This is a genomic window from Candidatus Ichthyocystis sparus (assembly GCF_900078745.1).
Lineage (GTDB): Bacteria > Pseudomonadota > Gammaproteobacteria > Burkholderiales > 2013Ark19i > Ichthyocystis > Ichthyocystis sparus.
The window spans coordinates 139,912-164,616 of the sequence record NZ_FKII01000047.1 but is presented as its reverse complement, the minus strand read 5'-3'; the positions used below and the strand labels follow the sequence as shown (position 1 = coordinate 164,616).

The 24,705-nt window shown below is 34.5% G+C and carries 16 protein-coding genes and 1 tRNA gene; 13 read left to right on the top strand and 4 right to left on the bottom strand.

Features of this window, described 5'->3' with window-relative positions:
* Positions 1–53: 53 nt before the first annotated feature.
* From A6733_RS03855 to A6733_RS03840, 4 genes are all read right to left on the bottom strand, one after another.
* Complete coding sequence (locus A6733_RS03855) at positions 54–3,788, bottom strand: hypothetical protein (RefSeq protein WP_092415237.1); 3,735 nt, start codon at positions 3,786–3,788, stop codon at positions 54–56.
* A gap of 296 nt (positions 3,789–4,084) precedes the next feature.
* Positions 4,085–6,631 carry a hypothetical protein gene (locus tag A6733_RS03850; RefSeq protein ID WP_092411567.1) on the bottom strand — a complete coding sequence of 849 codons (2,547 nt, stop codon included), beginning with the start codon at positions 6,629–6,631 and terminating at the stop codon, positions 4,085–4,087.
* A 247-nt stretch (positions 6,632–6,878) separates the two neighbouring features.
* Positions 6,879–9,380: a hypothetical protein gene (locus tag A6733_RS03845; protein ID WP_092411566.1), complete on the bottom strand. Its 2,502-nt coding sequence runs from the start codon at positions 9,378–9,380 to the stop codon at positions 6,879–6,881.
* Between the two features lie 301 nt (positions 9,381–9,681).
* A complete protein-coding gene (locus A6733_RS03840) occupies positions 9,682–12,465 on the bottom strand; it encodes a hypothetical protein (protein ID WP_141663113.1) in 2,784 nt (927 codons plus the stop codon).
* 1,539 nt (positions 12,466–14,004) lie between these two features.
* Between A6733_RS03840 and A6733_RS03835 the strand changes: the two genes are divergently transcribed.
* The 13 genes from A6733_RS03835 to A6733_RS03775 all read left to right on the top strand — a co-directional run bounded on the left by A6733_RS03835 (position 14,005) and on the right by A6733_RS03775 (position 24,705).
* On the top strand, positions 14,005–14,616 hold the full coding sequence (locus A6733_RS03835) for an RlmE family RNA methyltransferase (RefSeq protein WP_092401656.1): 612 nt from the start codon (positions 14,005–14,007) through the stop codon (positions 14,614–14,616).
* 103 nt (positions 14,617–14,719) lie between these two features.
* A complete protein-coding gene (gene ftsH, locus A6733_RS03830; RefSeq protein WP_092401665.1) occupies positions 14,720–16,639 on the top strand; it encodes an ATP-dependent zinc metalloprotease FtsH in 1,920 nt (639 codons plus the stop codon).
* Between the two features lie 65 nt (positions 16,640–16,704).
* Positions 16,705–18,075, top strand: coding sequence for a phosphohexomutase domain-containing protein (locus A6733_RS03825; RefSeq protein ID WP_092401653.1), 1,371 nt, complete (start codon positions 16,705–16,707; stop codon positions 18,073–18,075).
* 19 nt (positions 18,076–18,094) lie between these two features.
* On the top strand, positions 18,095–18,970 hold the full coding sequence (gene folP, locus A6733_RS03820; protein WP_242641510.1) for a dihydropteroate synthase: 876 nt from the start codon (positions 18,095–18,097) through the stop codon (positions 18,968–18,970).
* Positions 18,970–19,977 (top strand): PstS family phosphate ABC transporter substrate-binding protein, encoded by a 1,008-nt coding sequence (locus tag A6733_RS03815; RefSeq protein WP_175330549.1) that lies wholly within the window; start codon positions 18,970–18,972, stop codon positions 19,975–19,977. The genes folP and A6733_RS03815 overlap by 1 nt, the downstream gene beginning before the upstream one ends.
* A 9-nt stretch (positions 19,978–19,986) precedes the next feature.
* Positions 19,987–20,889 (top strand): phosphate ABC transporter permease subunit PstC, encoded by a 903-nt coding sequence (gene pstC, locus A6733_RS03810; RefSeq protein WP_242641511.1) that lies wholly within the window; start codon positions 19,987–19,989, stop codon positions 20,887–20,889.
* Positions 20,879–21,787 carry a phosphate ABC transporter permease PstA gene (gene pstA, locus A6733_RS03805; protein WP_092401641.1) on the top strand — a complete coding sequence of 303 codons (909 nt, stop codon included), beginning with the start codon at positions 20,879–20,881 and terminating at the stop codon, positions 21,785–21,787. Before pstC ends, pstA begins: the two co-directional genes overlap by 11 nt.
* A gap of 4 nt (positions 21,788–21,791) precedes the next feature.
* A complete protein-coding gene (gene pstB, locus A6733_RS03800; protein WP_092401638.1) occupies positions 21,792–22,565 on the top strand; it encodes a phosphate ABC transporter ATP-binding protein PstB in 774 nt (257 codons plus the stop codon).
* Between the two features lie 4 nt (positions 22,566–22,569).
* On the top strand, positions 22,570–23,343 hold the full coding sequence (gene tpiA / locus A6733_RS03795; RefSeq protein ID WP_092401635.1) for a triose-phosphate isomerase: 774 nt from the start codon (positions 22,570–22,572) through the stop codon (positions 23,341–23,343).
* On the top strand, positions 23,328–23,717 hold the full coding sequence (gene secG, locus A6733_RS03790; RefSeq protein WP_242641512.1) for a preprotein translocase subunit SecG: 390 nt from the start codon (positions 23,328–23,330) through the stop codon (positions 23,715–23,717). Before tpiA ends, secG begins: the two co-directional genes overlap by 16 nt.
* A gap of 7 nt (positions 23,718–23,724) precedes the next feature.
* A tRNA-Leu gene (locus A6733_RS03785) sits at positions 23,725–23,809 on the top strand.
* A gap of 41 nt (positions 23,810–23,850) precedes the next feature.
* Positions 23,851–24,210, top strand: a complete 360-nt coding sequence (locus A6733_RS03780; RefSeq protein WP_092401632.1) for an NADH-quinone oxidoreductase subunit A — start codon at positions 23,851–23,853, stop codon at positions 24,208–24,210.
* Between the two features lie 9 nt (positions 24,211–24,219).
* On the top strand, positions 24,220–24,705 hold the full coding sequence (locus A6733_RS03775; protein WP_092401629.1) for a NuoB/complex I 20 kDa subunit family protein: 486 nt from the start codon (positions 24,220–24,222) through the stop codon (positions 24,703–24,705).

Below are 24,705 nucleotides of genomic sequence, written 5' to 3'. Positions count from 1 at the left end.
GATACATACCTTGGTGTTGGATTCTATTATATTTTTGGCAAAAAATTACTTTACTAAGTACTTATTACATGTTCACTGACACTCATTTCGGAAAACGAAGTAATACAGTAAAACGTAATTTGTCTCTTAAATTCACCAAATAACGTGTAAGCAATATCTTGGGGGGGGAGTGTTATGGTATCACCAAGTAAAATTATGGATTCCAGTGATAAACGGTATATTTCTTCTTCGAACAAAAGCACAGTTTTATTTATGAAAAATTTTGCATTCATATTTTTAGTGATCCCCACACTATCGGGTCTTGCAACAAATGAATCGCTGCTAGCATAATCCACTTTTTCATTGTTAACACTTTTCAGGTTATCTAGGAGAAATTTATTTTCATGCACCGATTGTAAAATATGTCTTCCCAGTGCAGAAATTTCTTGTAATGATTTTTTGGATATCATTATACCATTAAAATTTTTGAAAAGAGCGCTTGTGAAAAATTTGTTATCTGCATTGCTTATCTTTGATCGTACTATACTTGGTAATATAGAGACAGCATATGTTATAACATCTGACAATAGTTCTGAAGAATAAGAGATTTTACCATCCACTCTGCGAGGTGTTATCGATGAAGCAGATGATGGGGAGGTATATAATTCCTTCCCATGAAAGAAACATTTTGTCATTGATATACCGTAGGATGATTTTTTATCACATTGCCTAATCATATCTAATTCATCTTCACAAATTTTACTAAATTTGTTTAAATGGTAATCACTATTAAGTATTAATTGCTTTACGGTATAAATGTTGTTTCCTGGGATAAGTATATATGAAGATAATTCTAATTCTAGGTTTTCTAATTTGTGATATATAATAGAAGATATGGCACGCATAAAATTTGTATAGAAACATGAAAAATCTGGAATTTCAATATCTGCTGACCTTATATAACTTTTCATTTCCATCAAAAATAACTCTTCTAAATTACTATATTTAAAATCAGAGTTTTTTATAGCTGATGAATATATTCCATCTCGTAGGTGATTGCTATTTATATGCATATCACTAATACATGAAACATTGTAATCTAATTCATGTTTTGTTTTTGAAGACTTTTTATTTTTACTAAGTAAATTCTTACTCCTTGGTTTGTATACAGGTTTCAATTTTTTTTGACATGAGCATACAATTTCATACTTAAAATATTCTAACAATCTTTGTGAAAATATTAATATATCATCTTCTGACGATTCACTTATGGTTCCTATTGATTCATTATAGAAAAATTTTAATTTTTTAAGTTGGGTACATATATTATCCATAAAGTCACAAGCTACTTGGTGGATGATATTATAAAAACCAGATGCACTACTTGAGGGAATATTACCAGTAGTATTATATGATCTAATTGCTAAATTTATTTCATTAATTGATCTAATTGCAGGAGATATAAAATATTTTTTCACTCTTTCAGATATTAAATCTCCAATGTTTTTAATTTCTTCTAACAATTGTCTTTGTAGATATAAACCGCATAATTTTCCAAAAAAAGAAAACAATATAAACTTGGATTCTGCATTAGTTATGAAATCTATTATTCTTGTTCTTAAATCTGAAATAGAGTTTATTATTATGTGATTGAATAGTTTAGCATGTGCTTTTGGGTTAAATTGAAAGTTAGTGTTATCATTTATATTTGTAGCAATATATATCTTGCTAGGTATATATTGGTAAATATCATTTTTTATTTTAGAACGCGTAATATTTGAGCACCTTTCAGAAAACTTTTGGAAGAAAACATGGTTATTTATAGATGCATTTCTGAGATCTTCTATTGACATTTCAGGTGCTATATGTACTGGGTATTCTGATTCAACACTTTTTACTTCTTCTAGAATCAATGATATAAATATTTTTTTCAGGTGATGTGATATTAAAGAAAGATTTTTACCTCCAGAACTATTCATGCAGTTGTATTTTGATAACCTATTAATTACTATAATTTCATCAAGCTTGGTTTCTATTTCTCCTATGCCTATTTCTTTGATAACTGAGCTATATATTCCTCCTTCACATGATAGTAGTGAAGTTCCAAATTTATAGTTTGTAAATTTACAAGAAGGAACATCAAGGGTATATGGTTTATAGGTAATAGCTTCTGTTAGATATGGTACGGAGTGGGTGTATTTACTCGGTAATGTGTATTTATGTTCATTCATAATCTGTATTGTTTCATCTGCATTTTCTATAATCTGTAAATCAGTGTTTAGTTCTGATACGATAGGTATTTCATATTGAAATGTTGGATCATGTTCACATGATTTTTCAGTAATCTGTGCTATTTCATTTGTATTTTCTATAATTTGTTGTTGCTGTTGCTGTGTTTCCATAATCTGTAAATCAGTGTTTAGTCCTGATACGATAGGTATTTCATATTGAAATGTTGGATCATGTTCACATGATTTTTCAGTAATCTGTGCTATTTCATTTGTATTTTCTATAATTTGTTGTTGCTGTTGCTGTGTTTCCATAATCTGTAAATCAGTGTTTAGTCCTGATACGATAGGTATTTCATATTGAAATGTTGGATCATGTTCACATGATTTTTCAGTAATCTGTGCTATTTCATTTGTATTTTCTATAATTTGTTGTTGCTGTTGCTGTGTTTCCATAATCTGTAAATCAGTGTTTAGTCCTGATATGATAGGTATTTCATATTGGAACGTTGGATCATGTTCGCATGATTTTTCAGTGATCTTTGTTATTTCATTTATATATTCTATAATTTGTTGTTGTGTTTCCATAATCTGTAAATCAGTATTTAGTCCTGATATGCTAGGTATTTCATATTGAAATGGCAGATCATATCCATATGATTTTTCAGTAGTCTGCGCTAGTTCATTCGTGTTTTCTACGGTTTGTTGTTGCTGTGTTTCTATAATCTGTAAATTGGTGTTTAGTCCTGATATGCTAGGTATTTCATTTTGAAATGTTAGATCATATCCATATGATTTATCAGTAATCTGTCCTATTTCATTTGTATTTTCTATGGTTTGTTGTTGCTGTGTTTCCATAATCTGTAAATCAGTGTTTAGTTCTGTGCTGGTAATTTCATATTGAAATGGTAGATCATGTTCGCATGATTTATCAGTAAGTTGTGTTATTTCGTTTATATATTCTATAATTTGTTGTTGCTGTGTCTCCATAATCTGTAAATCAGTGTTTAGTCCTGATATGCTAGGCATTTCATGTTGAAATGGAAGATCATATCCACATAATTTATCAATAATCTGTGCTATTTCATTTGTATTTTCTATAGCTTGTTGTTGCTGTGTTTCCATAATCTGTAAATCAGTGCTTAGTTTTGATGTACTAGGCATTTCATATTGTAATGTTAGATCATGTTCGTATGATTTATCAGTAATCTGTGTTACTTCATCTATATGTTCTACAATTTTTTGTAATTGCGTTTCCATATTATATAAATTAATGAATGGTAGATCATATTTACATGATTCTTCAGTAATTTGCTGTTGTTGTGTTTCCATAATCTGTAAATCAGTGTTTAGTTCTGATATGCTAGATATTTCATGCTGAAATGGAAGATCATATTCATATGATTCTTCAGTAGTATGTGTTGTTTCGGGTTGATTTATTGTCATTTGCTGTGGATTATTCATATATTCACTTACTTGTGTAGATAATTGAGAAAGGCTTTTATTTTGAGGTAAATCAGTATCTTCTGGATCATAAACATTATCTGATATATCACAAGTTGCTATAGAGTAGTAATTCATATGTTCACTAAATAAATTAAAGATATGATGACAAGTATAATTAACATCAAATAATATATACAAATATGAACTTATTTTTTTATTTCAGTGATTATCTCTACAATTTCATAACTTTTTATATATTTATTAAGTATTTTCAGATAATTATTCTTTCTTATTTTAATATTAAGTATTAGTGGCGACTTTGTTAACAATAAATAGCGCTGTTTTTTTACCCCGCATGATCTTCATTTATATTAGCACATACCTTTATTATATGTAGATATTTTATATGTCATTTACTTAAAAAAGTAAAATTACATACTGTCTGTTTTAAGAGAATGAGATAGTTTAGGTTTTTTGCTAAGACTTTGTTGTTCAATATAATTTTTTTGGGCACGTATATATTCATTTAAGCAAATTTCTGAGAACGAATCAAAACAATTAAGCGTAATTTCAGTCTTAAATGAATCTAATAATTCATGCGCGGTTTCTTCAGAAGGAGTAGTTATGGTTTTGCCTGATAAAATTATTGACTCTCGGGATAAATTCTCTATTTTTTCTTTGAACGTAAACATTATTGTTTCTACAATACAAAGTATTTCTTTATCCTTAGAAATTATTATACTACGCATTACATTATTATTTTCTAAGTTAAGTTCTAATCTAGTTGCTTCATCAACAATACTTTTAAGTATATCTATCGTAGTCTGATTTTCATGCACCAGATGCAAAATGTCTCTCCCTATTGTGGAAAGTTCTTGTAATGATTTCTTAGATATTAATGTTCCATTAAAATTTGTGAAAAGAGAACTTTCAAAAAATCTATCATCTGCATTGTTTATTTCTAGTTGAAATATACTTGGTAGCTTAGAGATAGCAGATATTATTATATCCAATAATAGTTCTGGGGAGTAAGAATGTTTTGATTTTACTAGGCGTGGATTTATACGGCAAATTGATGACTCAGATATGTTCGATCTTTGAGCTGTAAAGCATTTTAGTACAGGTATTCCATATAACAACTCGCTATCACATTGCATAATGAGGTCAATTTCATTTTCACAAACTCTGTTAAATTGATTTAAATGGTAACTACTATCTAGGATTAACTGTTTAATAGAATGTATATCGTTTCCTGGAATGAGTACATATGATGATAGTTCTAACTCTAGATTTGTCAATTTATCAGATACAGTACGTGCTATTACATGTATGAGATTTTCATAGAAGTGCGAGAAATCTGGAGTATCAATTTTTGCTGATTGCATATACTGCTTCATTTCCATAAAAAATGATGCTTCTAACTGTACGTGTCTAAAGCCATTATGATTTCTTATAGCTGATAGATACATTCCATCGTTCATGTAGTTATTAGTCATATCTATATTTTTGATGCATGAAATATTATATTTCCTAGTCCCTTTAATTATCAAAGTAGCTGCATCAACCTTTTTGACACCTAGCAATTTTTCTCGTTCTCGATATGAGCAAATGGATGCATACTTAAAATACTCCATTAATTTATTTGAAAAAGTTTCTATATCACTTTCTGACATTTCATTTACGGTACCGCTTGAATCATTGTAAAAAAATTTGAATTTTTTAATCTTGGCACATATGTCTTCCCTAAATTCGCAAACTTTTTGATGAACAAAATTATATAGACCAGATGAACTATATGTTGGAATACTGCCAGTAGTATCATACAAACTTATTGCTAAATTGATCTCACTACTAAATCTAATGCCAGGAAATAAATCATAACTTAGTATACTATCTGATATTTTATTGCCAATACTCTTAATTTCTTCTAATAATTGTCTTTGTAAATACAAACCACAAAATTTACCAAAAAATGAAGATACTATATATTTTGGTTCTGCATTAGCTATAAACTTAATTATTCTTTTTTTTAAATTTGAAATAGAATGAACCATGACTCTATTTAATTTATCAGCATGTGATTTTTTATTAAACACAAATTTAGTAAAATCGTTTATGCTCGTTGTAGTAAATAACCTCTTAGGCATGTCGTTGTAAATATCGTGTGTTATCCTATTTTGGGTTATATCTAGGCATTTTTCACCCAACTTATCAAAAAAATTAGAATTATGTACAGCTGCGTTTCTAAGGTCTCCTATTAACATACCAGATCTTATCTGAACGGGGTGTTCCATTTCATCATTTTCTATTTCTCTAATTATCAGTGACATAAATATTTTTTTTAGGTGATACATTATTACAGAGAAATCTTCTCCACCAGATTCATAAAAATTATTACTTACTACACTATGGTATATTATATTTTCAAGTTTATCTCTTATTGGTCCTAGTCCAATTTTTTTAACGATCAAGCTATATATTTCACCCTCCCACGATAGGAGCGATATTCCAAATTTGTGGCCTAAAAAACCACAAGGAGGAGTTTCAAGAATGTATGATTTATATACTGATTGTAGTTCGTAATATTTATTCGGTTCATATGAAATTTGTGGTATATCTAGTTTATTGCCTATTACTTGCTGTTGTTGTGTTTCTACAGCATGTGTATTGAAATTTGATTCTAAAATGCTATGATCCTGATCTGGCGATAATAGGTAGTCTAAGAATCCACTATTATCTATATACTGTGATGCACCGTACTGATCATCTGTTGTTTGTCGTTGTTGTGTTTCTAAAGCATGGGCATTTGTATTAAACCATGACGTGCTAGGTTCCATATACTGATATTGAAATGGGGGATCATATCCGTATTCTTCATTAGTTAATTGAGAAAGGACTTGATTTTGAGTTACATCAGTGCTTTCCATGTTACAAAAATTATCCAACGCATCACAATTCGATATAGGGTAATAATTCATACCGTCACTAAATTAATTAATCAAGTTACTATGATAAGGTAAATTATTATCATTTTTATGGCATTTATTGTACCCTACAACTTGTAGTTATAGTATATGATAATTAATTTTTTTTCAGAAATGATTTTTTACTTTAATCTAGAAAGTGTGATGGATAATTTGTTGCTATATAATACTTATGTATGAATAACAAAAATCGTTTTGATTCCTTTTTAATGCAATAATTATTATTAACACGATATTTTTCTTATAAGTGAGATAGCTTAATCCTCTTAGCTAAATTTCGTGATTTAACGTATTTTTCATTACTTACATACTCATTTAAACAAATTTCAGATAAAGAGTTAAAACATTTAATTTTTATTTTATTCATAAATAAATTAAATAACTTATGTGCAATGTCTTCAGAAGGTAGAATCATTTCTCTTCCTGATAAAATTATTAACTTCCTAGATAAGTTCTCTATTTTATATTTGAACATGAGCATTATTGGATTCACAATACGAAGTACTTCATTACTAGAAAATACCATACTTTTAAAGCCACTATTATTTGCACAAGAAAGAACAGATTTATCTGCTTTATCAATAATTTCCTTGAGTACACTTATCGTAGACTTATTTTCATGAATTATATGTAAAACATCTCTTTCTATTTTAGAAAATTCTTGTAATGATTTTTTAGATATTAATCTTCCATTAAAATTAGTGAAAAGAGTATTTTCAAAAAATTTATCATCCGCATTGTTTATTTCTAATTGAAACATATTGGGTAATTTAGAAATGGCAGATATTAGTACATCCAATAATAGTTCTGGCGAATAAGAGTGTTTTAATCTAATTAATCTCGGAACTATATGGCAAACTGATGACTTAGGGACATTTGATTTTTGAGGAAAAAAACATTTTATCATAGGTATTCCGTAGAATAATTTACTACTATATTGCATAATGAGATCAATTTCATTTTCACAAATTTTGTTAAATTGATTTAAGTGATAACTACTACCTAATATTAATTTCTTAATGGAAGATATATCATTACCAGGAATGAGAGCATATGATGATAGTTCTAGTTCTAGGTTTAATAATTTATCAGATATAGTAAGTGTTATCAAATGTATAAGATTTTCGTAGAAGTGTGAGAAATCTGGATTTTCAATTTTTGCTGATTTAATATACTGCTTCATTTCTATGGAAAATGATTCTTCGAGCTGTTTGTGTCTAAAACCATCATGATTTTTTATAGCTGACAGATATACTCCATTCTTCATGTAATTATTGGGTATATCTGTGTTACTTTCTTCTATACTACGCATCATCGAAGTGTTTAATTTGACATTTTTTACACTTAGCAATTTTTCTCTGTATGAGCATATTGATGCATACTTAAAATACTCTATAAATGTATTTGAAAAATTTTCTACATCATTTTCTGATGCTTCACTTATAGTATGACTTGAATGATTATAGAAAAATTTGAATTGTCTAATCTGGGCGCATATATCTTCCCTAAATTCACAAACTTTTTGATGAATAAAGTTATATAAACCAGATGAACTATGCGTTGGAATATTGCCAGTAGAATCATACAAACTTATTGCCAAGTTGATTTCGTTACTAAATCTGATTCCAGGAAATGAATTATAATTTAGTACATTATCTGATATTTTATTACCAATATTCTTAATTTTTTCTAATAATTGCCTTTGTAGATATAAACCACAAAAATTACCAAAAAATGAAGACGCTATATACTTAGGTTCTGCATTAGTTATGAACTCAATTATTCTTTTTTTTAAGTTTGACATGGAATCAACCATGAGTCCATTTAATCTATTAGCATGTATTTTTTTATAAAACACGAACTTAGTACTATCACATACATTAGTTCTAGTAAACATATTACGGGGTATATTGTCGTAAATATCAGAAGTCATCTTGTTTTTTGTTATATCCAGACATTTTTTACTCAACCTATCAAAGAAATGATTATTATTTATAGATACATTTCTAAGATCTTCTATTGACATACCTGAAACTATCTGGACTGGGCATTCTATCTCATTATTTTCTACTTCTCTGATTACCAGTGACATAAATACCTTTTCCAGATAGTATGTTATTACGGATAAATTTTCTTCACCATATTTACCAAGGAAATTATTTCCTACTACATTGTGATGTATTATATCTATAAGTTTGTTTTTTATTGGTCCTAGGCCTATTTTTCTCACAGTCAAGCTATATATTCCATCTTTACATGATAGAAGTGATGTTCCAAATTTATGATCTAAAAATTTACTGGAAGGAGCATTAAGAATGTATGACTTGCAGATGCTAATTACCTTTGAGTATTGTGATTCTGAATGTCTATCCGTTTCACATGTGGCCTTCGATATATTGCATTCATTGTTCATAGCTTGATGTTGTTGATCCTCCACAACACTTATGTTGACACTTGATTTCGACGTGCTAGGTACATCATCTAGTGATAATAGATAGTTTAAAAATTTCTCATCCACATTTTGTGGTATGTCATATGGATTTTCTACTGCTTGTTGTTGTATTTCTAAATCGTTGGTATTTGTGTTAAATGTTGATGTGCTAGGTGCTTCATATTTAAATGATGGTTCATATACTTCATAGTCAGTTAATTCGGAAAGTTCTTTATTCTGAGATACATCAATTTCTTCTGGATCATGAACATTGTCCAATATGTCATAATTGGCTATAGGATGATAATTCATAAAGCTACTGTTGATTAATTAAGTTAGGATCGAGATAGTGATCATTATGTGAATTACTAACATCAAATGATGTATCATAAATATGAAATTATTTTTCTGCCGCCAGTAATTATTTCCATAATCAAAAGATATTTTTTCTTTTTACTCAGGATAAATTAAAGCAATAACAATGGCATATCACTAACTTACTTAAGATGACCAGGATTATTTTCGCAGTGTCAGCATGTTTTATTTAGGTATAACTCTTCTGCTGTTTAGGATTCTGTTCACATTAGAAGAAAAGGATGCAATAGGCATATTATTAACATGAAATGTTTAATTTTTCACATATATATTTCCTGACACATATTTCTGAAAACGAATTAATACATTCTTGTGTAATTTCGTTCTTGAATGCATTGAATAATTTATCAATAATTTCTTCTGTGGGGAGTGCTACAACATTATCAATCAAAACTATTGACTCCCGAGATAAACGTCTTATTTCTTCTTCAAACAAAAATATAATTCTATCTATGAAAAATCTTACTGATCTATAATTGCCAAGCACTAAACCACGTGTGTGAAGGAACAAACTATTGTACTGGATAGTATTATAAGTAATATAGTTGCATTCATTAATAACATACTCCACGCTATCCATCATAAATTGATTTTCATGTACAGATTGTAAAATATTTCTTCCTAGTGCAGAAATTTCTTGTAATGATCTTTTAGCTATTGTTATGCCATTAAAATTTTTGAAAAGGGCGCTTGTAAAAAAATTGTAGTCTGCATTACTTATTGTTGATTGCAGCATATTGGGCAATTCAGAGATAGCATATCTCAGTACATCTAATGATAGTTCTGGAGAATAAGATAACTTATTTTCTGCTCTTCGTGGTGTTATAGCTGAAGCAGATGATTTAGAGGTCAATAGTTCCTTTTCATAAAAAAAACATTTTGTCATTGATATACCATAAGATAATTCTTTGTCACATTGCCTGATTAAGTCCAATTCATCTTCGCAAATTTTAGAAAATTTATTTAAATAATAACTATTACTTAGTATTAGTTGTTTAATAGTATAAATATTATTTCCTGGAATGAGTACATACGATGATAATTCTAATTCCAGATTTATTAATTTATGATAGACAAGGGATGCAAGCATATTCATAAGATTGGAATAGAAATTTGAGAAGTCTGGATCTTTGATATGGGATGACCTTATATATGGCTTCATTTCGAGCAAAAATGACTCTTCAAGTTTACTGTGCGTAAAACAAGAATTTCTTATAGCTGATGAATACACTCCATTAGATAGGTGATTACTATTTATTCTAATATTACTGATAAGTGAGATATCGTTCTTGCCTACAAAGTTCATTTCTGGAGGGTTATATATAGTATTTTCATAATACAAAAATCTATTATTGATCTTGTCTACAACTTTTATCTTTTTCCCATACAAGCACATAGTTTCGTATTTTAAATATTCCAATAATCTACTAGAGAATATCAGAATATCATTCTCTGATGACTCACTTATGGTGTTACTCAAATAATCGTAGAAAAATCTAAATTCTCTAATCTTTTTACATATCTCTTCCTTGAAATCGTAAACTGTCCGGTGAATTGTGTCATAAAAACCAGATGCACTATGTTCTGGGATGCTTCCAGTAGCATTATACGAATCAATTGCCAAATTTATTTCAGTAATAGATCTAATCCCAGGATATACAGCAGATTGTGATACATTATCTGATATTCTATTACCAATTTCTTTGATTTTTTGCAATAATTGTCTTTGAAGATACAAACCGCACAATTTTCCAAAAAAAGAGAACAATATAAACTTGGAGTCTATCTCAGTTATAAACTCTACTATCCTCTCTATCAAGTTTGAAACAGAATCAACTATGATATTGTTAAATATATTAAGGCGCTTCTTTTTATTAGGTGCAAAGAAAGATATATCATTTATATTGGTGGTAGTGAACATTTTACAAGGAATGATGCTGTAAATATCATTTTTTACTTTATGCTCAATAATACTCATGCACTTTTCTGATAGCTTACTAAAGAAAGTAGGGTTATTTATGGCAGCGTTCCTAAGATCTTCTATTGACATGCCATATTCTATCTGTATTGAATGTTCTGCCTCTACATTTTCTACTTCTTCAATGACCAGAGATATAAACACTTTTTCTAGAAAGTGTAATACTACCGAAAAGTTTTTTTCTTCATGCTTATTAGTATTACCATATGCTTCGTATTTTCTACGATATGTCATTGCTTCAATTTTACTTTCTATTTCTCCTAGACCAATTTCTTTGACGGCTAAGCTATATATTCCATCTTTCCATGACAATAATGAAGTTCCAAATTCGTATTCTATAAGCTCACAGGAAGGATAATTAATGGCATATGAGTCACATATGGTAATTTTTTCTGCAAATGCTATAGCATCTCTACATTTATTGGGTAATGCGTATTTATGTTCATCCATGATTTTTTTTATAGTTTCATCTTTATCCAGCATCATTATTTGATGTTCTTTTTCTGTTACACAGTTGCTGTTGTTTAATTCAGATGTGCTGACTGTCTCATCTTCATCTTGAAATGGTAATCTGTAGTCATATAAATAATCTTGAAATGGCAGCCTGTAGTCATATAAGTTATCTTGAAATGTTAGTATTTGGTCATATGAATCATCATGAGTCATGATGCTATCTTCATCTGTTGCCATTGTTTGATGTCCTTTTTTTGTTATGTAGTTGTTACTGTTTGATTTAGATGTGCTGGGAATTTCATCTTCATCTTGAAACGGCAGTTTGTATTCATATTCTTCTGTAATTTGTGTAATATCATGCTGATTTGATAGCATTTGATAATTTTTCACATAGTAACTTTCGTCAACTAAGTGCACACTAGTAGTAGCCGTATTAGTAGTTATATCGTATTCATTGTTGTACTGGGATGATGATATTTGATGCAATTCGCCATACATATTTTCAGTTATATTCCCAGATGATTGATCAATGTTTTGATTTTTATGTTCATAAGTACTTTCTAAATCAATCAGCTCAGAAATATCAGCCAATGTATCGCAATGTGATATGTGGTAATAATTCATATGGACGCTGAGTTGGATAGTCAATGCAAGACGATGGGGTTAATTATCATGCTAATTTTTGACATCAATTAAGCCACCTAAACTTGCTTAGGTTGGTGATCGTTTTCTTTACTGATACTACAGATATCTTCATAAAAGAAGACAATTTAAGCGTAATGTGATCATCAAAAAAGTATCTGTAATGCATTTTACACATCACACGATACATTATAATCATATAAAAAGTAAGTTCCAACTTATTACTATAAATTTTATTTGTTCCCTTCGTTTGACTGCATCATTACATTTTTTAATTTTCCATACTTACCTATATACATTTAAATATACATAGGAACCTACATTGTAGTAACAAATATATATAACTAGAATTTGTCACCAGTAGATCGATCTGTGTGTTTCAGTAATTATCAAGAACAAAATTAAGTTTGTTAAGTAGTATTAAGAAGAAATTTATGAATATCTCGATGCCTATAAGACGTTCTAATAATTAGTATTTTTTATTTGCATAAATGGATGAAAAAGATCGTGCAAAAAATAATCATTGATATATTCATATGTCCTTCTTGGTAATGATTATACTCCATAGGCATGAGGTAGTACGTCTTATAGCACTATCGCTATAATAGATAGGAGAGTTTACTTTTTTTATATTTACACCAAAGATAATTTTTATTTTCTTCAGTAAAAGAACAAGTTAATGTTTGTACCCAGTACATTGAACGCTATTTTTTTTGATACGTATGCCTATGAATTTATATGCCTATAAATTTTAAATTTAATCAAAAATATGTATTATTTGCACATAAATTTAGTTTTGTTGATTTTTTACTTATTTGCTGGAGTTAGTGCTGTAGACAAAGTTATTGCTTAAATAGCATTACCTATTAAAAACTATATAATGAGAATGCTATAGCTAAAGTGATCTACTGCTCTATTTGTACAGTAAACATAGTGCACAGTAAACAGAGTTTTTGAAGAATTTTTTACCACTTATCATGGGCATTATTAAGGGTTCTACTTTCAATAGAGCATTTGTTCATCACATACTTAACTCATTATTTGATTAGATGTTATTCTGATTTTTCCACAGGTTTTAACACAGGAAATGTTAGTGATATTTTGTAAATGTGGATCCTTTTTAGTATGAATTTTTCATCTTGTAAGTACACGAATAAGTTAAGACTATAACAACCAAGTGTTTATTATAGGATTTAATTTATATTGATTGATGAATTCTTATTTGTCATGTCATTGCATACCTTAATATCTGATTTAATAAGAATTAATGATTACTAAGAGGTCTTGATTTCAATAAGTATGATAGCAATATATTAGATATAGGGAATTATTGTATTAATGAAGAGACCAATGAAGCAATTTTTGATTTCACATGGTCTATCCCGTATGGTACATCTGGTGATATCATGTACGATGTTCTTACTTTTCAGCATAGCGAAGTTTGTTGTGACAATAACGAGGTTTCTATAATGGCAAGGGGAGCTTTGCTTGTCGTCTAGTTCTAGTCGTTGGCTCCAAAGGCAAAGAAGGGATAAGTACGTACGGGATGCTAAGGTGGCTGGATATAGGTCTCGTGCCGCTTTCAAGCTATTGGAAATTAGTAGGCGGACCGGGATGTTTCGTTCTGTGCGCAGAGTTGTCGATTTAGGGGCTGCCCCCGGTGGTTGGTCGCAGGTTGTTAGTAGTATACTTGACCCTCAATCCGCCGTTTTCGCTATTGATAAGCTCAGTATGGATAGTATACCTGGTGTTCAGTTCAGGAAGGCTGATATAACTGATGCGTGTTTTAGTGAGGAGATGAAAGTTTGGGTGGGTGTTTCCTCCCTAGATCTTGTTTTATCCGATATTGCCCCCAACTTAAGTGGCATTGCTTCTGTTGATCAGGCTAGCATGAGTGGTCTGGTTATGATTGCTGCCAATTTTTGTGAGATTTATCTTAAAAAAGGTGGTAATTTTTTGGTCAAAGTCTTTGAAGGCGATGAATTACCAAGAATTAAAGATCGCCTTAGGGGAGAGTTTTCCAAAATTACTATACTTAAGCCTAAGGCTTCTCGTTCTGATTCTGCAGAACTTTATTTGTGGTGTTGTGGGCGTCGGTAGGTGTTTTTGGTGCTTGTTTGACTTACAATGCATGCGTGTGAGTATGTTGGCTCTTGGTGCGTGTAGTCCTCATCTGGGAGAGATTTCTGAAAGAGGTGCCTCTGTGAATAGTATGTTGAAAAACCTTATGATTTGGCTGGTTATCGGCGTGGTGCTAATGGTTGTTTTCGACCAGTTTGGATTCCATGGTCCGTCTAGTACTTCAGTGTCGTACTCACGATTCATGGAGGAGTTGCATTCTGGGCGTATCAGGTCTGTAGAAATTCAGGGGCACGTAGTTAGGGCTACTACTGTAAATAATGAAAGTGTAAAAACTTATGCTCCTAGTGATCTGTGGCTAGTAAGTGATCTTCTTAAGTCCAAGGTCGATATTGTTGCAAAACCAGAGGAAGAACCATCTTTCCTCATGAACTTATTTATTTCCTGGTTTCCTCTATTTGTTTTGGTTGTGTTGATGGTTTTCTTCATGCGTCAAATGCAGGGAGGTGGTCGAGGTGGTGCCTTCACCTTTGGTAAGTCACGTGCACGTTTGCTGGACGAAAATCAGAATTCTATTACTTTTAGTGATGTTGCTGGTTGTGACGAAGCAAAGGAGGAGGTTTCTGAATTAGTCGACTTTTTAAAGGACCCTGCTAAGTTCCAGAAGCTTGGTGGACGTATTCCTAAGGGTGTTTTGATGGTAGGTAATCCTGGAACTGGTAAGACTCTTTTGGCCAAGGCTATCGCTGGTGAAGCTAAAGTTCCTTTCTTCAGCATTTCTGGATCTGATTTTGTTGAAATGTTTGTTGGTGTTGGTGCTGCTCGTGTTAGGGATATGTTTGAGCAAGCTAAGAAATGTGCCCCGTGTATAATCTTTATAGACGAGATTGATGCTGTTGGTCGCCAGCGAGGGGCTGGATTGGGTGGTGGTAATGATGAGCGTGAGCAGACTTTGAATCAAATGTTGGTTGAAATGGATGGTTTTGAGGGGTCATCTGGGATAATTGTTATAGCAGCTACTAATCGTCCAGATGTTCTTGATCCTGCTTTGCTTCGACCGGGTCGATTTGATCGCCAGGTTGTGGTTCCCTTGCCTGACATTCGTGGTCGTGAGCAAATATTAAAGGTACATGTTAGAAAGGTACCGATGGCGGATGATGTTCGTATTGATATCTTGGCTCGAGGAACCCCTGGTTTTTCTGGGGCCGATTTGGCTAATCTTGTTAATGAGGGCGCGTTGTTTGCTGCCCGTGCTAACAAAAAGTTTGTGGATATGAGTGATTTTGAGAGTGCCAAGGATAAGATTATGATGGGATCTGAACGCCGTTCTATGGTTATGTCTGAAGATGAGCGTTGCAATACTGCATATCATGAATCCGGTCATGCCGTTGTTGCTATGAGTTTGAAACACTCTGATCCTGTACATAAAGTTACTATTATTCCTAGGGGGCGTTCTTTGGGTTTGACCATGCAATTGCCAATAGAAGATCGCTATTCCATGAACCGTGAGCAGTTGTTGGATCGTTTGGCCGTTTTGTTTGGTGGTAGAATTGCCGAAGAGTTGTTTATGAATCAAATGACCACAGGTGCTAGTAATGATTTTGAGAGAGCTACCGATATGGCTCGAGCAATGGTTACTCGCTATGGAATGTCTGATGAACTTGGAGCAATGGTTTATGTAGACAGTGAGTCTAGCTCAATTTGGGGTCGATCTCCCTGGCATAATGTTTCTGAAATGACTAGACAACAGGTAGATAGGGAGATTCGTTTGTTGATAGACTCTCAGTACGATCTTGCTAGGAAAATACTGGAGGGCTGTAGGGATCGTGTTGAAGCTATGGCTAAGGCACTTTTAGAGTGGGAGACCTTGGATGCCGATCAGCTCAAGGATATAATGGAGGGCCGTGAGCCTTCTCCACCAAAGGGTGATACTACTCTCCCATCTAAGAAGGGTGATTCCTCTACTGGGCAAGGTGATGCTGCTACTGCTTCCACTGTTGATACTCCCTCTGAGCCCGAAGGTCCTCGTTCTTTGCCGTCTTAGTGCTTGGTTTTATTGTGTTTCTGCGATTGTGATAGAGGCACTCGTGGGTATTATGTTGGGTCCTAATGTTCGCTCATCCTCCTTTGTCTCTCGAATTCGGGACTGATGGGATTCGCGGGCGCTGCGGTGTTTTTCCCGTAACGTCGCCAGCTTTTCGCCGTATTGCTTTTTCTTATGCGAGCATTATGTCTCGCATGCATCCTTCCAGCACGCCAATTGTTTTGGTTGGCCGTGATACACGCGCTAGTAGCTTATCTCTCTCAGAAGCAGTTATGTCCGGCTTGGTCTTAGCAGGTGTTGATGTATGGGATGTGGGAGTTGCAAGTACGCCTATTATTTCTTCCATAGTGCACAAGAATGATATTTTGGGGGGTATCGTTGTTAGCGCTTCCCATAATCAGTACCATGATAACGGTCTGAAATTTTTTTCTGGTGCTGGATTAAAGGTTTCATCAAATGTAGAAGTGGAAATAATTAATCTATTCTATAAGGTTGATGAATACCAGTCTTCTTCTGGGCGTATTTACCATAGACCTGAGCTTTTGAACGAGTATTTAAGTAGTTGCTATAATTACTTTTCTAGATACTATTCTCCTTTGCCATTCAAAATAGCTATAGATTGTTCTCACGGTGCTCTCTATAGAATTGCTCCGTCCTTGTTTAGATCTTTGGGTTTTGATGTTCTACCCCTTTGCTGCCAACCTAATGGATACAATATTAATAATTTATGTGGATCTACTTCCCCAGATTTTTTAGTTGATGTTGTGAAATCAGGTAGTGCAGATATTGGTCTTTGCTTTGATGGTGATGGGGATCGTGTGCTTGTTGTTATGCCAGATGGAAGTGTTTGCGATGGAAGCACAATACTTTATTTATTTTCTAAGCGCTGGTTAATTGATACTCCATTATCTGGTGTTGTTGGTACAGTGATGACTAATTCTGCGTTAGAGGATTTTTTTAAAATGGAGGGTATTCCATTTTATCGTTCACTTGTCGGTGATAAAAATATTGTTCAAAAAATGGCCACAGAAAATGCTTCTCTTGGAGGAGAGCCTTCCGGACATTTAATTGTTAATAGGGATGGTTGGTTTTGCTCTGACGCCATGTTTAATATAATTGAGCTTCTGTTTGCTTTTCCTATCCTGGATGATGTGTACTCCGCTTTTCTAGATTTTTCACCATACCCTCAAAGGCTGTTGAACCTGAGAGTGAAGAAACACTACAATTGGGAAAAAGATTTTACGCTACAGTCTTTTTTGTCGTCGTGTAGAGTAACTGAGGGAGATTCTTTTCGTGTCTTGATAAGATTGTCTGGCACAGAGCCTGTTTTAAGAATTATGCTAGAGTCAAGGAGTGAAGAATTTGTTTCTGAAGCTGCTTTGCATGTTTCTCATATTGTAAATCATGCCCAAGGCTTTGTAGATGCTGTGGTGTGAATAGCGGGATTTTGGGGTTATGATGCATCATGGAGAATTTTCACCGATTAAATGGCGTTGTGGCAGGTATTTGCTGGATATTAATCGTCCTTTAATTATGTCCGTTGTTAATGTAACTCCCGACTCATTTTCTGGAGATGGTCTTTTGTCATCTCTTAAAAATTATTCTGACATTGAAGCACATTTATCTAATCTCGTAGAGTTAGGAGCAGATATTATAGATATTGGTGGTGAATCTACCCGTCCTGGGACAGAAGCTGTGTCTGAGCAAGAGGAGTTAGACAGAGTTATGCCATTTTTGGAAGTGGCAGTTGGCCTAGGTGTACCAGTATCTGTAGATACATATAAGCCTTCAGTTATGAAGCATAGTATTGCTTTGGGTGTTGATATAATCAACGATATTTCAGCCCTACGAGGGGATGGGGCACTGGATGTAGTTTCTCACTCTTCTGTTGGGGTTGTTTTAATGCATATGCAGGGCAATCCCAGCAACATGCAGCTAAATCCTGTTTACGCCAATGTTGTTGGTGAGGTGCTTGCTTTTTTGAGGGAGAGAGTTGAGGTTTGCTTAGGTGTTGGCGTAAGTCCTGATCGCTTGTGTATTGATCCAGGTATTGGTTTTGGCAAGTTGCTAGAACATAATTTAGAGTTACTTTCTGGTCTAAGGGATTTTGTAAAAATGAGATACCCTGTTCTAGTTGGCCCATCCTTAAAAAGTTATTTGGGACTCTTTCTTGGCCGAAACATTAGAGAACGTTTATATGGTACTATATCTTCTTGTTTAGCTGCCTGTTGTCTTGGCGCTCATATAGTACGGGTTCATGATGTGTCTGCTGTTCGTGATGCTTTGATTGTTTGGAAAAAAATAATTGCTACGGGGTGGGGGGATTTCTAGTGATTTTCCTTAGGAAAATTGCCAGCTGTTGTACTCTGTTAGTTTCTTTTTGTGTCCTGTTATTATTGTCCTTTCCTGTTTTGGCGTCTGTGGTGATTGATGGCTCAGCTACCGTTTATCCTATTACTGAGGCTTTAGTTGAGGCTTACCAGGATAGCTCTGATAGAGCAGCAAATCAGCGCATAGTTATATCTATTTCCGGTACTGGAGGTGGATTTCAAAGATTTTGCAGAGGTGAACTTGATATAGTTGACGCTTCTCGACCTATACTTAAGTCCGAGATGCTTTTATGTTCCAAGAATGGAGTCTCTTATGTAGAACTCCCTGTTGCGTATGATGCTGTTGCCATTATTGTTAATCCTAAAAATTCTTTTGTTCGTTCTGTTTCAGTGCTTGAACTAAGGAAGATTTGGGGGGTATCCTCTGATTCGAAGGTTATCTTCTGGAATCAAGTTAATAAGGCGTATCCACGTTTTTCTCTGACTTTATATGGACCTGGACCAGGTTCCGGCACTTTTGACTATTTCACAAGTCTTATTAATGGTAAGACGGGGTTGGTGCGCTCTGATTTTCATGCTTCCCAAAGTGATGATGTATTGGTCCACGCTGTTTCTCATGATCCTTATGGAATGGCGTATTTTGGTTATGCCTACTATGCTAGTAACAATGGTATACTCCGCATTGTGCCAGTGGATAAAGGTGATGGTCCTGTTTTGCCATCTATTAAGACTATTTCTAATGGCGACTACCTGTTAGCCCGACCACTGTTTGTTTACGTTTCTCTTAAGTCTACCTATAAGTTAGATGTTGCTTCCTTGATGCGCTATTACCTCAGTAATGCCTCTCGTTTTGCAAAGGATAGCGGTTATTTTCCATTGCCAAGAGATGTCTACGAGGCTGTACTTGCACGTCTAGATGCTCGTATTTTAGGTACCATGTATGGTGGTGAACTTGCTAGTTCTACAAATTTGAAACGTTTTTTATCTACCACATTACATAAAAAATGAGGCCGTATTGTGTTGAATTGTTCGCGACACTCAAACATTAAGAAAATTAAGGAATACTTTCTTTCTCTTCTTTTTTTTTGTGTGACATGCTTTTCTCTATTTGTAACGGTGGGGATAGTTTTTTTGCTATTTAAGGAGTCGCTACCGTTTTTTAGAGCTGTGCCACTGAATGATTTTTTGTTTGGTAAGAAGTGGTCTCCATTATTTGCTAATGGCCATTATGGCGTTCTCCCGTTGCTTAGTGCCACTTTGGTTGTTGCTTCCGTTTCCTTAGTAGTTGCAATTCCCATAGGGACATTATTGGCTATATATTTGTCTGAGTTTGCTTCCCACCGTTTTCGTGAACTATTCAAGCCATTTTTGGAGCTGCTGGGTGGAATACCCACGGTTGTTTATGGGTACTTTGCCTTAACTTTTGTTACTCCTGCTCTCCAAAAAGTTTTTACATCATTGCCTAGTTTGAGTCTTTTATCTGCAGGTTTTGTAATGGGAATTATGGTTATTCCATATATTACTTCTTTGTCAGAAGATGCTATGCGCGTTGTCCCTTTCGGTTGGCGAGAAGCTTCCTATGCCCTAGGAGCAACTAGCTTCCAGACTGCCTGTAGAGTGGTATACCCTGCAGCCTTTTCTGGTATTTTTTCTTCATATGTGTTAGCAGCATCTCGTGTTTTGGGCGAAACTATGATCGTTTCAATTGCTGCTGGATTAGAGGCAAAAATGGTATTTAATCCCATGCAATCTGGTCAGACCATGACAGCCTACATTGTGCAAATTGTTGGGGGTGATGTCCCATATGATGGATTTGCTTTTCGTGCCATATTCGCTGTTGGGTTATCTTTATTTGCCATGACACTGATTTTTAATCTTCTAGGGCAATGGATTAAAAGGAGCTTTAGGTATGTTAACTAAAAGGTCAATTCTTCGATTTGAAAAGATGAAGGAGACCTTTTTCATTATTTTAGGCCTGATTTTTTTGTCGTTTTCTGTGCTTATATTTTCTTCTATTATCTTTCATATGCTAATGGAAGGATACTCTCGGCTTGATCCGTCATTTTTTTTCCGTTATTCGTCACACTATCCAGAACGTGCTGGTATTTTTGCAGCCTGGGTTGGGAGTTTATGTATTATCTCTGTTGTCTTTATAGTCTCTGTTCCTGTTGGTATTATCTCGTCCATATATCTAGAGGAGTTTGCTCCAAAGAACTTTTTTCTTTCTATTCTGGAAGTTAATTTGGCAAACTTGGCTGGAGTGCCCTCAATAGTTTACGGTCTTTTGGGTTTGTCCCTGTTTGTTTATCATCTCCATCTTGGTAGAACTATTATCTCTGCAGGTCTTACTCTTTCCCTTTTAGTATTGCCTATAATTGTTGTTACGGCACGTGAGGCTATTTCTCAGGTGCCAAATTCGCTCCGTGAAGCAGCATACGCACTAGGAGCAACTAAATGGGAAGTAATTAAGCACCATGTTGTACCGTATGCCCTACCCAATATTGTTACTGGGGTGATCTTAGCTTTGTCCCGTGCACTTTCTGAGACAGCTCCCCTGGTGGCTATAGGTGCTGCTGCGTTTTTGCGCTTTTTGCCGGAATCACCAATTCATCTTAATTTTCCATTTTTTAATATGAGGTGGCTTTATTCTGAGTTTTCCTCATTACCTCTCCAAGTTTTTAATTGGACTAATAGACCTGAGAGAGGTTTTCAAATTAACGCTGCCGCCGCAAGCTTGGTATTAATTATAATGACTTTCTTTTTGAATGCTGCTTCTGTTTTTCTCCGTTATCATTTACGCAAGAAGTTAAAAAGGTAATCCTATGGGATCAGAATCTGCTCTAAAATGTAGAGTAGAGAATTTTAGTTTCTACTATGATGGTAAGCGTACACTTAAAGATATCAATATGAGTGTGTACGAAAGGAACATTACCGCCTTAATAGGACCTTCTGGTTGTGGTAAGTCCACTTTGCTAAGGGCCTTTAATCGTATGCATGATCTGTACCATAATCGTAGCCACACCGGATCAATTTACCTTTACCCTGATCTTGTTAATTTGCTTGATTCTTCTGTTGATCCAATAAGCATTCGTTCTCGCATAGGTATGGTTTTTCAAAAGCCCAACATATTCCCATTATCCATTTACGATAATGTTGCTTACGGACTTCGTATATCCGGAATTCGTTCTAAATCATTTATTGATGATAAAGTTGAAGACGTGCTTCGTTCTGTGGGTCTTTGGCTAGAGGTAAATGATAGGATTCGTTCTCCTGCCTATGATTTGTCTGGAGGGCAGCAGCAACGCTTGTGTATCGCTCGTGCTCTGGCCACGGGACCAGAAGTATTGTTGTTCGATGAGCCTACCTCTGCCTTGGATCCTATTGCTACGTCCAAAGTTGAGGATCTTATGGCTGATTTGAGAGAAACTGTTTCAATTTTAGTGGTGACGCACAATATGCAGCAGGCAGCTCGTGTTTCAGACTATACTGCCTATATGTATTTTGGTGAATTAGTTGAGTTTGCGGAAACTAAGTTATTCTTTATTAACCCTAAAGATAAAAGAACTGAGGACTATATTACCGGTCGTGTAGGGTGATTCAATGAGAGAAAAATATGTTGTTGCCAATTGGAAGATGAATAGTTCTCAAGTTTTCGTTGACAATTGGATTGCTACTTGGAACCAAGCCTCTCCTAACCTAAAGAAGGTGCGTGCTGTTTTGTGCCCGCCATATACCTACATGCATAGTCTTATTGAAGGACTTAGTGGGTCCATTTATCTGGGTGCTCAGACTGTTTCTTCCTACGATAAGGGTTCTTTCACAGGTGATGTTTCTGCCTCCATGCTTGCTGATATTGGGTGTGGATATGTAATAATTGGTCACTCTGAACGCCGAAATTACTCGAGAGAAATGCCTGATGATCTTTCGTCTAAGACTAATCAGGCTTTGATTAGCGATCTTATCCCTTTTGTTTGCATAGGCGAGAATGCTGAGCAATATCAAAAAAATTTAACGAGGCCTGTACTATTCTCGCAAATGATGGATATTTTTGTTAACGTTGATGTTTACTCTTTAAATAGAATTGTTATAGCCTATGAGCCTGTTTGGGCCATAGGCACGGGCCATGTTGCCGATCCTTGCGAAGTTTCATTGTTATTTTGTGATATTAGAAAGTTTCTACACCAAACTTTTGGCATGCCTATGAAGTCTGTTTCTCTACTGTACGGGGGCAGTGTTTCCCCCAAAAATGTTTCTGAGTTTTTGGATCGTGGTATCATTGAGATAGATGGTTTCCTTGTGGGATCTAGTTCTCTCGAGGCTACTGACTTTATCAAGATATGTGAAATGGGAGAACTGGCTTGGGCTTCCTGTTAGGGTTGATTGTTTCTTTACATGTTTTTGTTTCTGTGACCTTGGTGGTCTTGGTTTTATTACAGCAAGGTAAAGGTTCTGATGCTGGTGCCGCTTTTGGTGCCGGTTCCGGTGCGTCTGGTACATTGTTTGGTGCAGCTGGTTCCGGTAGTTTTTTGAGCAGGTTGACTTCCAGTGCTGTTACGGTTTTTTTCTTGACTTCTTTGACCTTGTCTTATCTGGTTTCACATCAAGGCTCTTCTGTTAATCAAAGCGTTCTTGATCGTTCGACTGCTGTTTCTTCTGTAGCTAGCGTTAGAGGGGGAACCGTATCGTCTCCACCTATTGAGACGATACCTAATTCCAAGCCATCCCCCGCTGAACAGAAGAAAGGTTAGTTTTGCTGCCGACGTGGTGAAATTGGTAGACACGCCATCTTGAGGGGGTGGTGGAGAGATCCTTGTGAGTTCGAATCTCATCGTCGGCACCAATTTTATACTGCTTCCAATGATATTATGGGGGGTGTTGTCAATGCTTGGTGACTATTTTTTGCTTCTGGTATTTATAGTTTTTGGTTTTCTAATTGGTGTTGGACCTACTTTGATATCTAGGTTTATTCTGTCTCCTAGGAATCCGTACAAAGAAAAGTTGGAGGCGTATGAGTGTGGTTTTGACCCTTTTAGTGATGCTATAGATAGATTTGATGTACGCTTTTACCTTATATCAATAATATTTATTCTATTTGATTTAGAATTGGCTTTTCTTTTTCCTTGGGCAATTGCCTTTCGCGCTTTGCCCCTTAGCTCTACCATAGGAGTTTTTATATTTTTGGTCGAGTTTTTAGTTGTATATGCCTACATTTGGAAACGTGGCGCTTTGGAGTGGGAGTAGCAATATAATATGGATAATACTGCCGCAGGATTGTCTTCGCGTGGTTTTGTTACTACAACAGTTGCCGAGGTTATGAATTGGATGAGGGCTGGTTCCATGTGGCCTATGACCTTTGGATTGGCTTGTTGTGCTGTTGAGATGATGCATGCTGGTGCTTCTAGGTATGATCTTGATCAATTTGGAGTGGTATTTAGGCCCTCACCTCGTCAATCTGATTTGATGATAGTGGCCGGAACCCTCTGTAATAAAATGGCTCCCGCGCTGCGCAAAGTATATGACCAAATGCCAGAACCACGATGGGTGCTTTCCATGGGTTCTTGCGCTAACGGAGGTGGATACTATCACTATTCGTATTCTGTTGTTCGTGGTTGTGATCGAGTAGTTCCCGTTGATGTCTATGTTCCTGGTTGCCCTCCTACTGCAGAGGCTCTAATCTACGGTATTCTTCAGCTTCAAAGGAAGATACGTGGCATTGATTCTCTTGTTCGTTCTTGA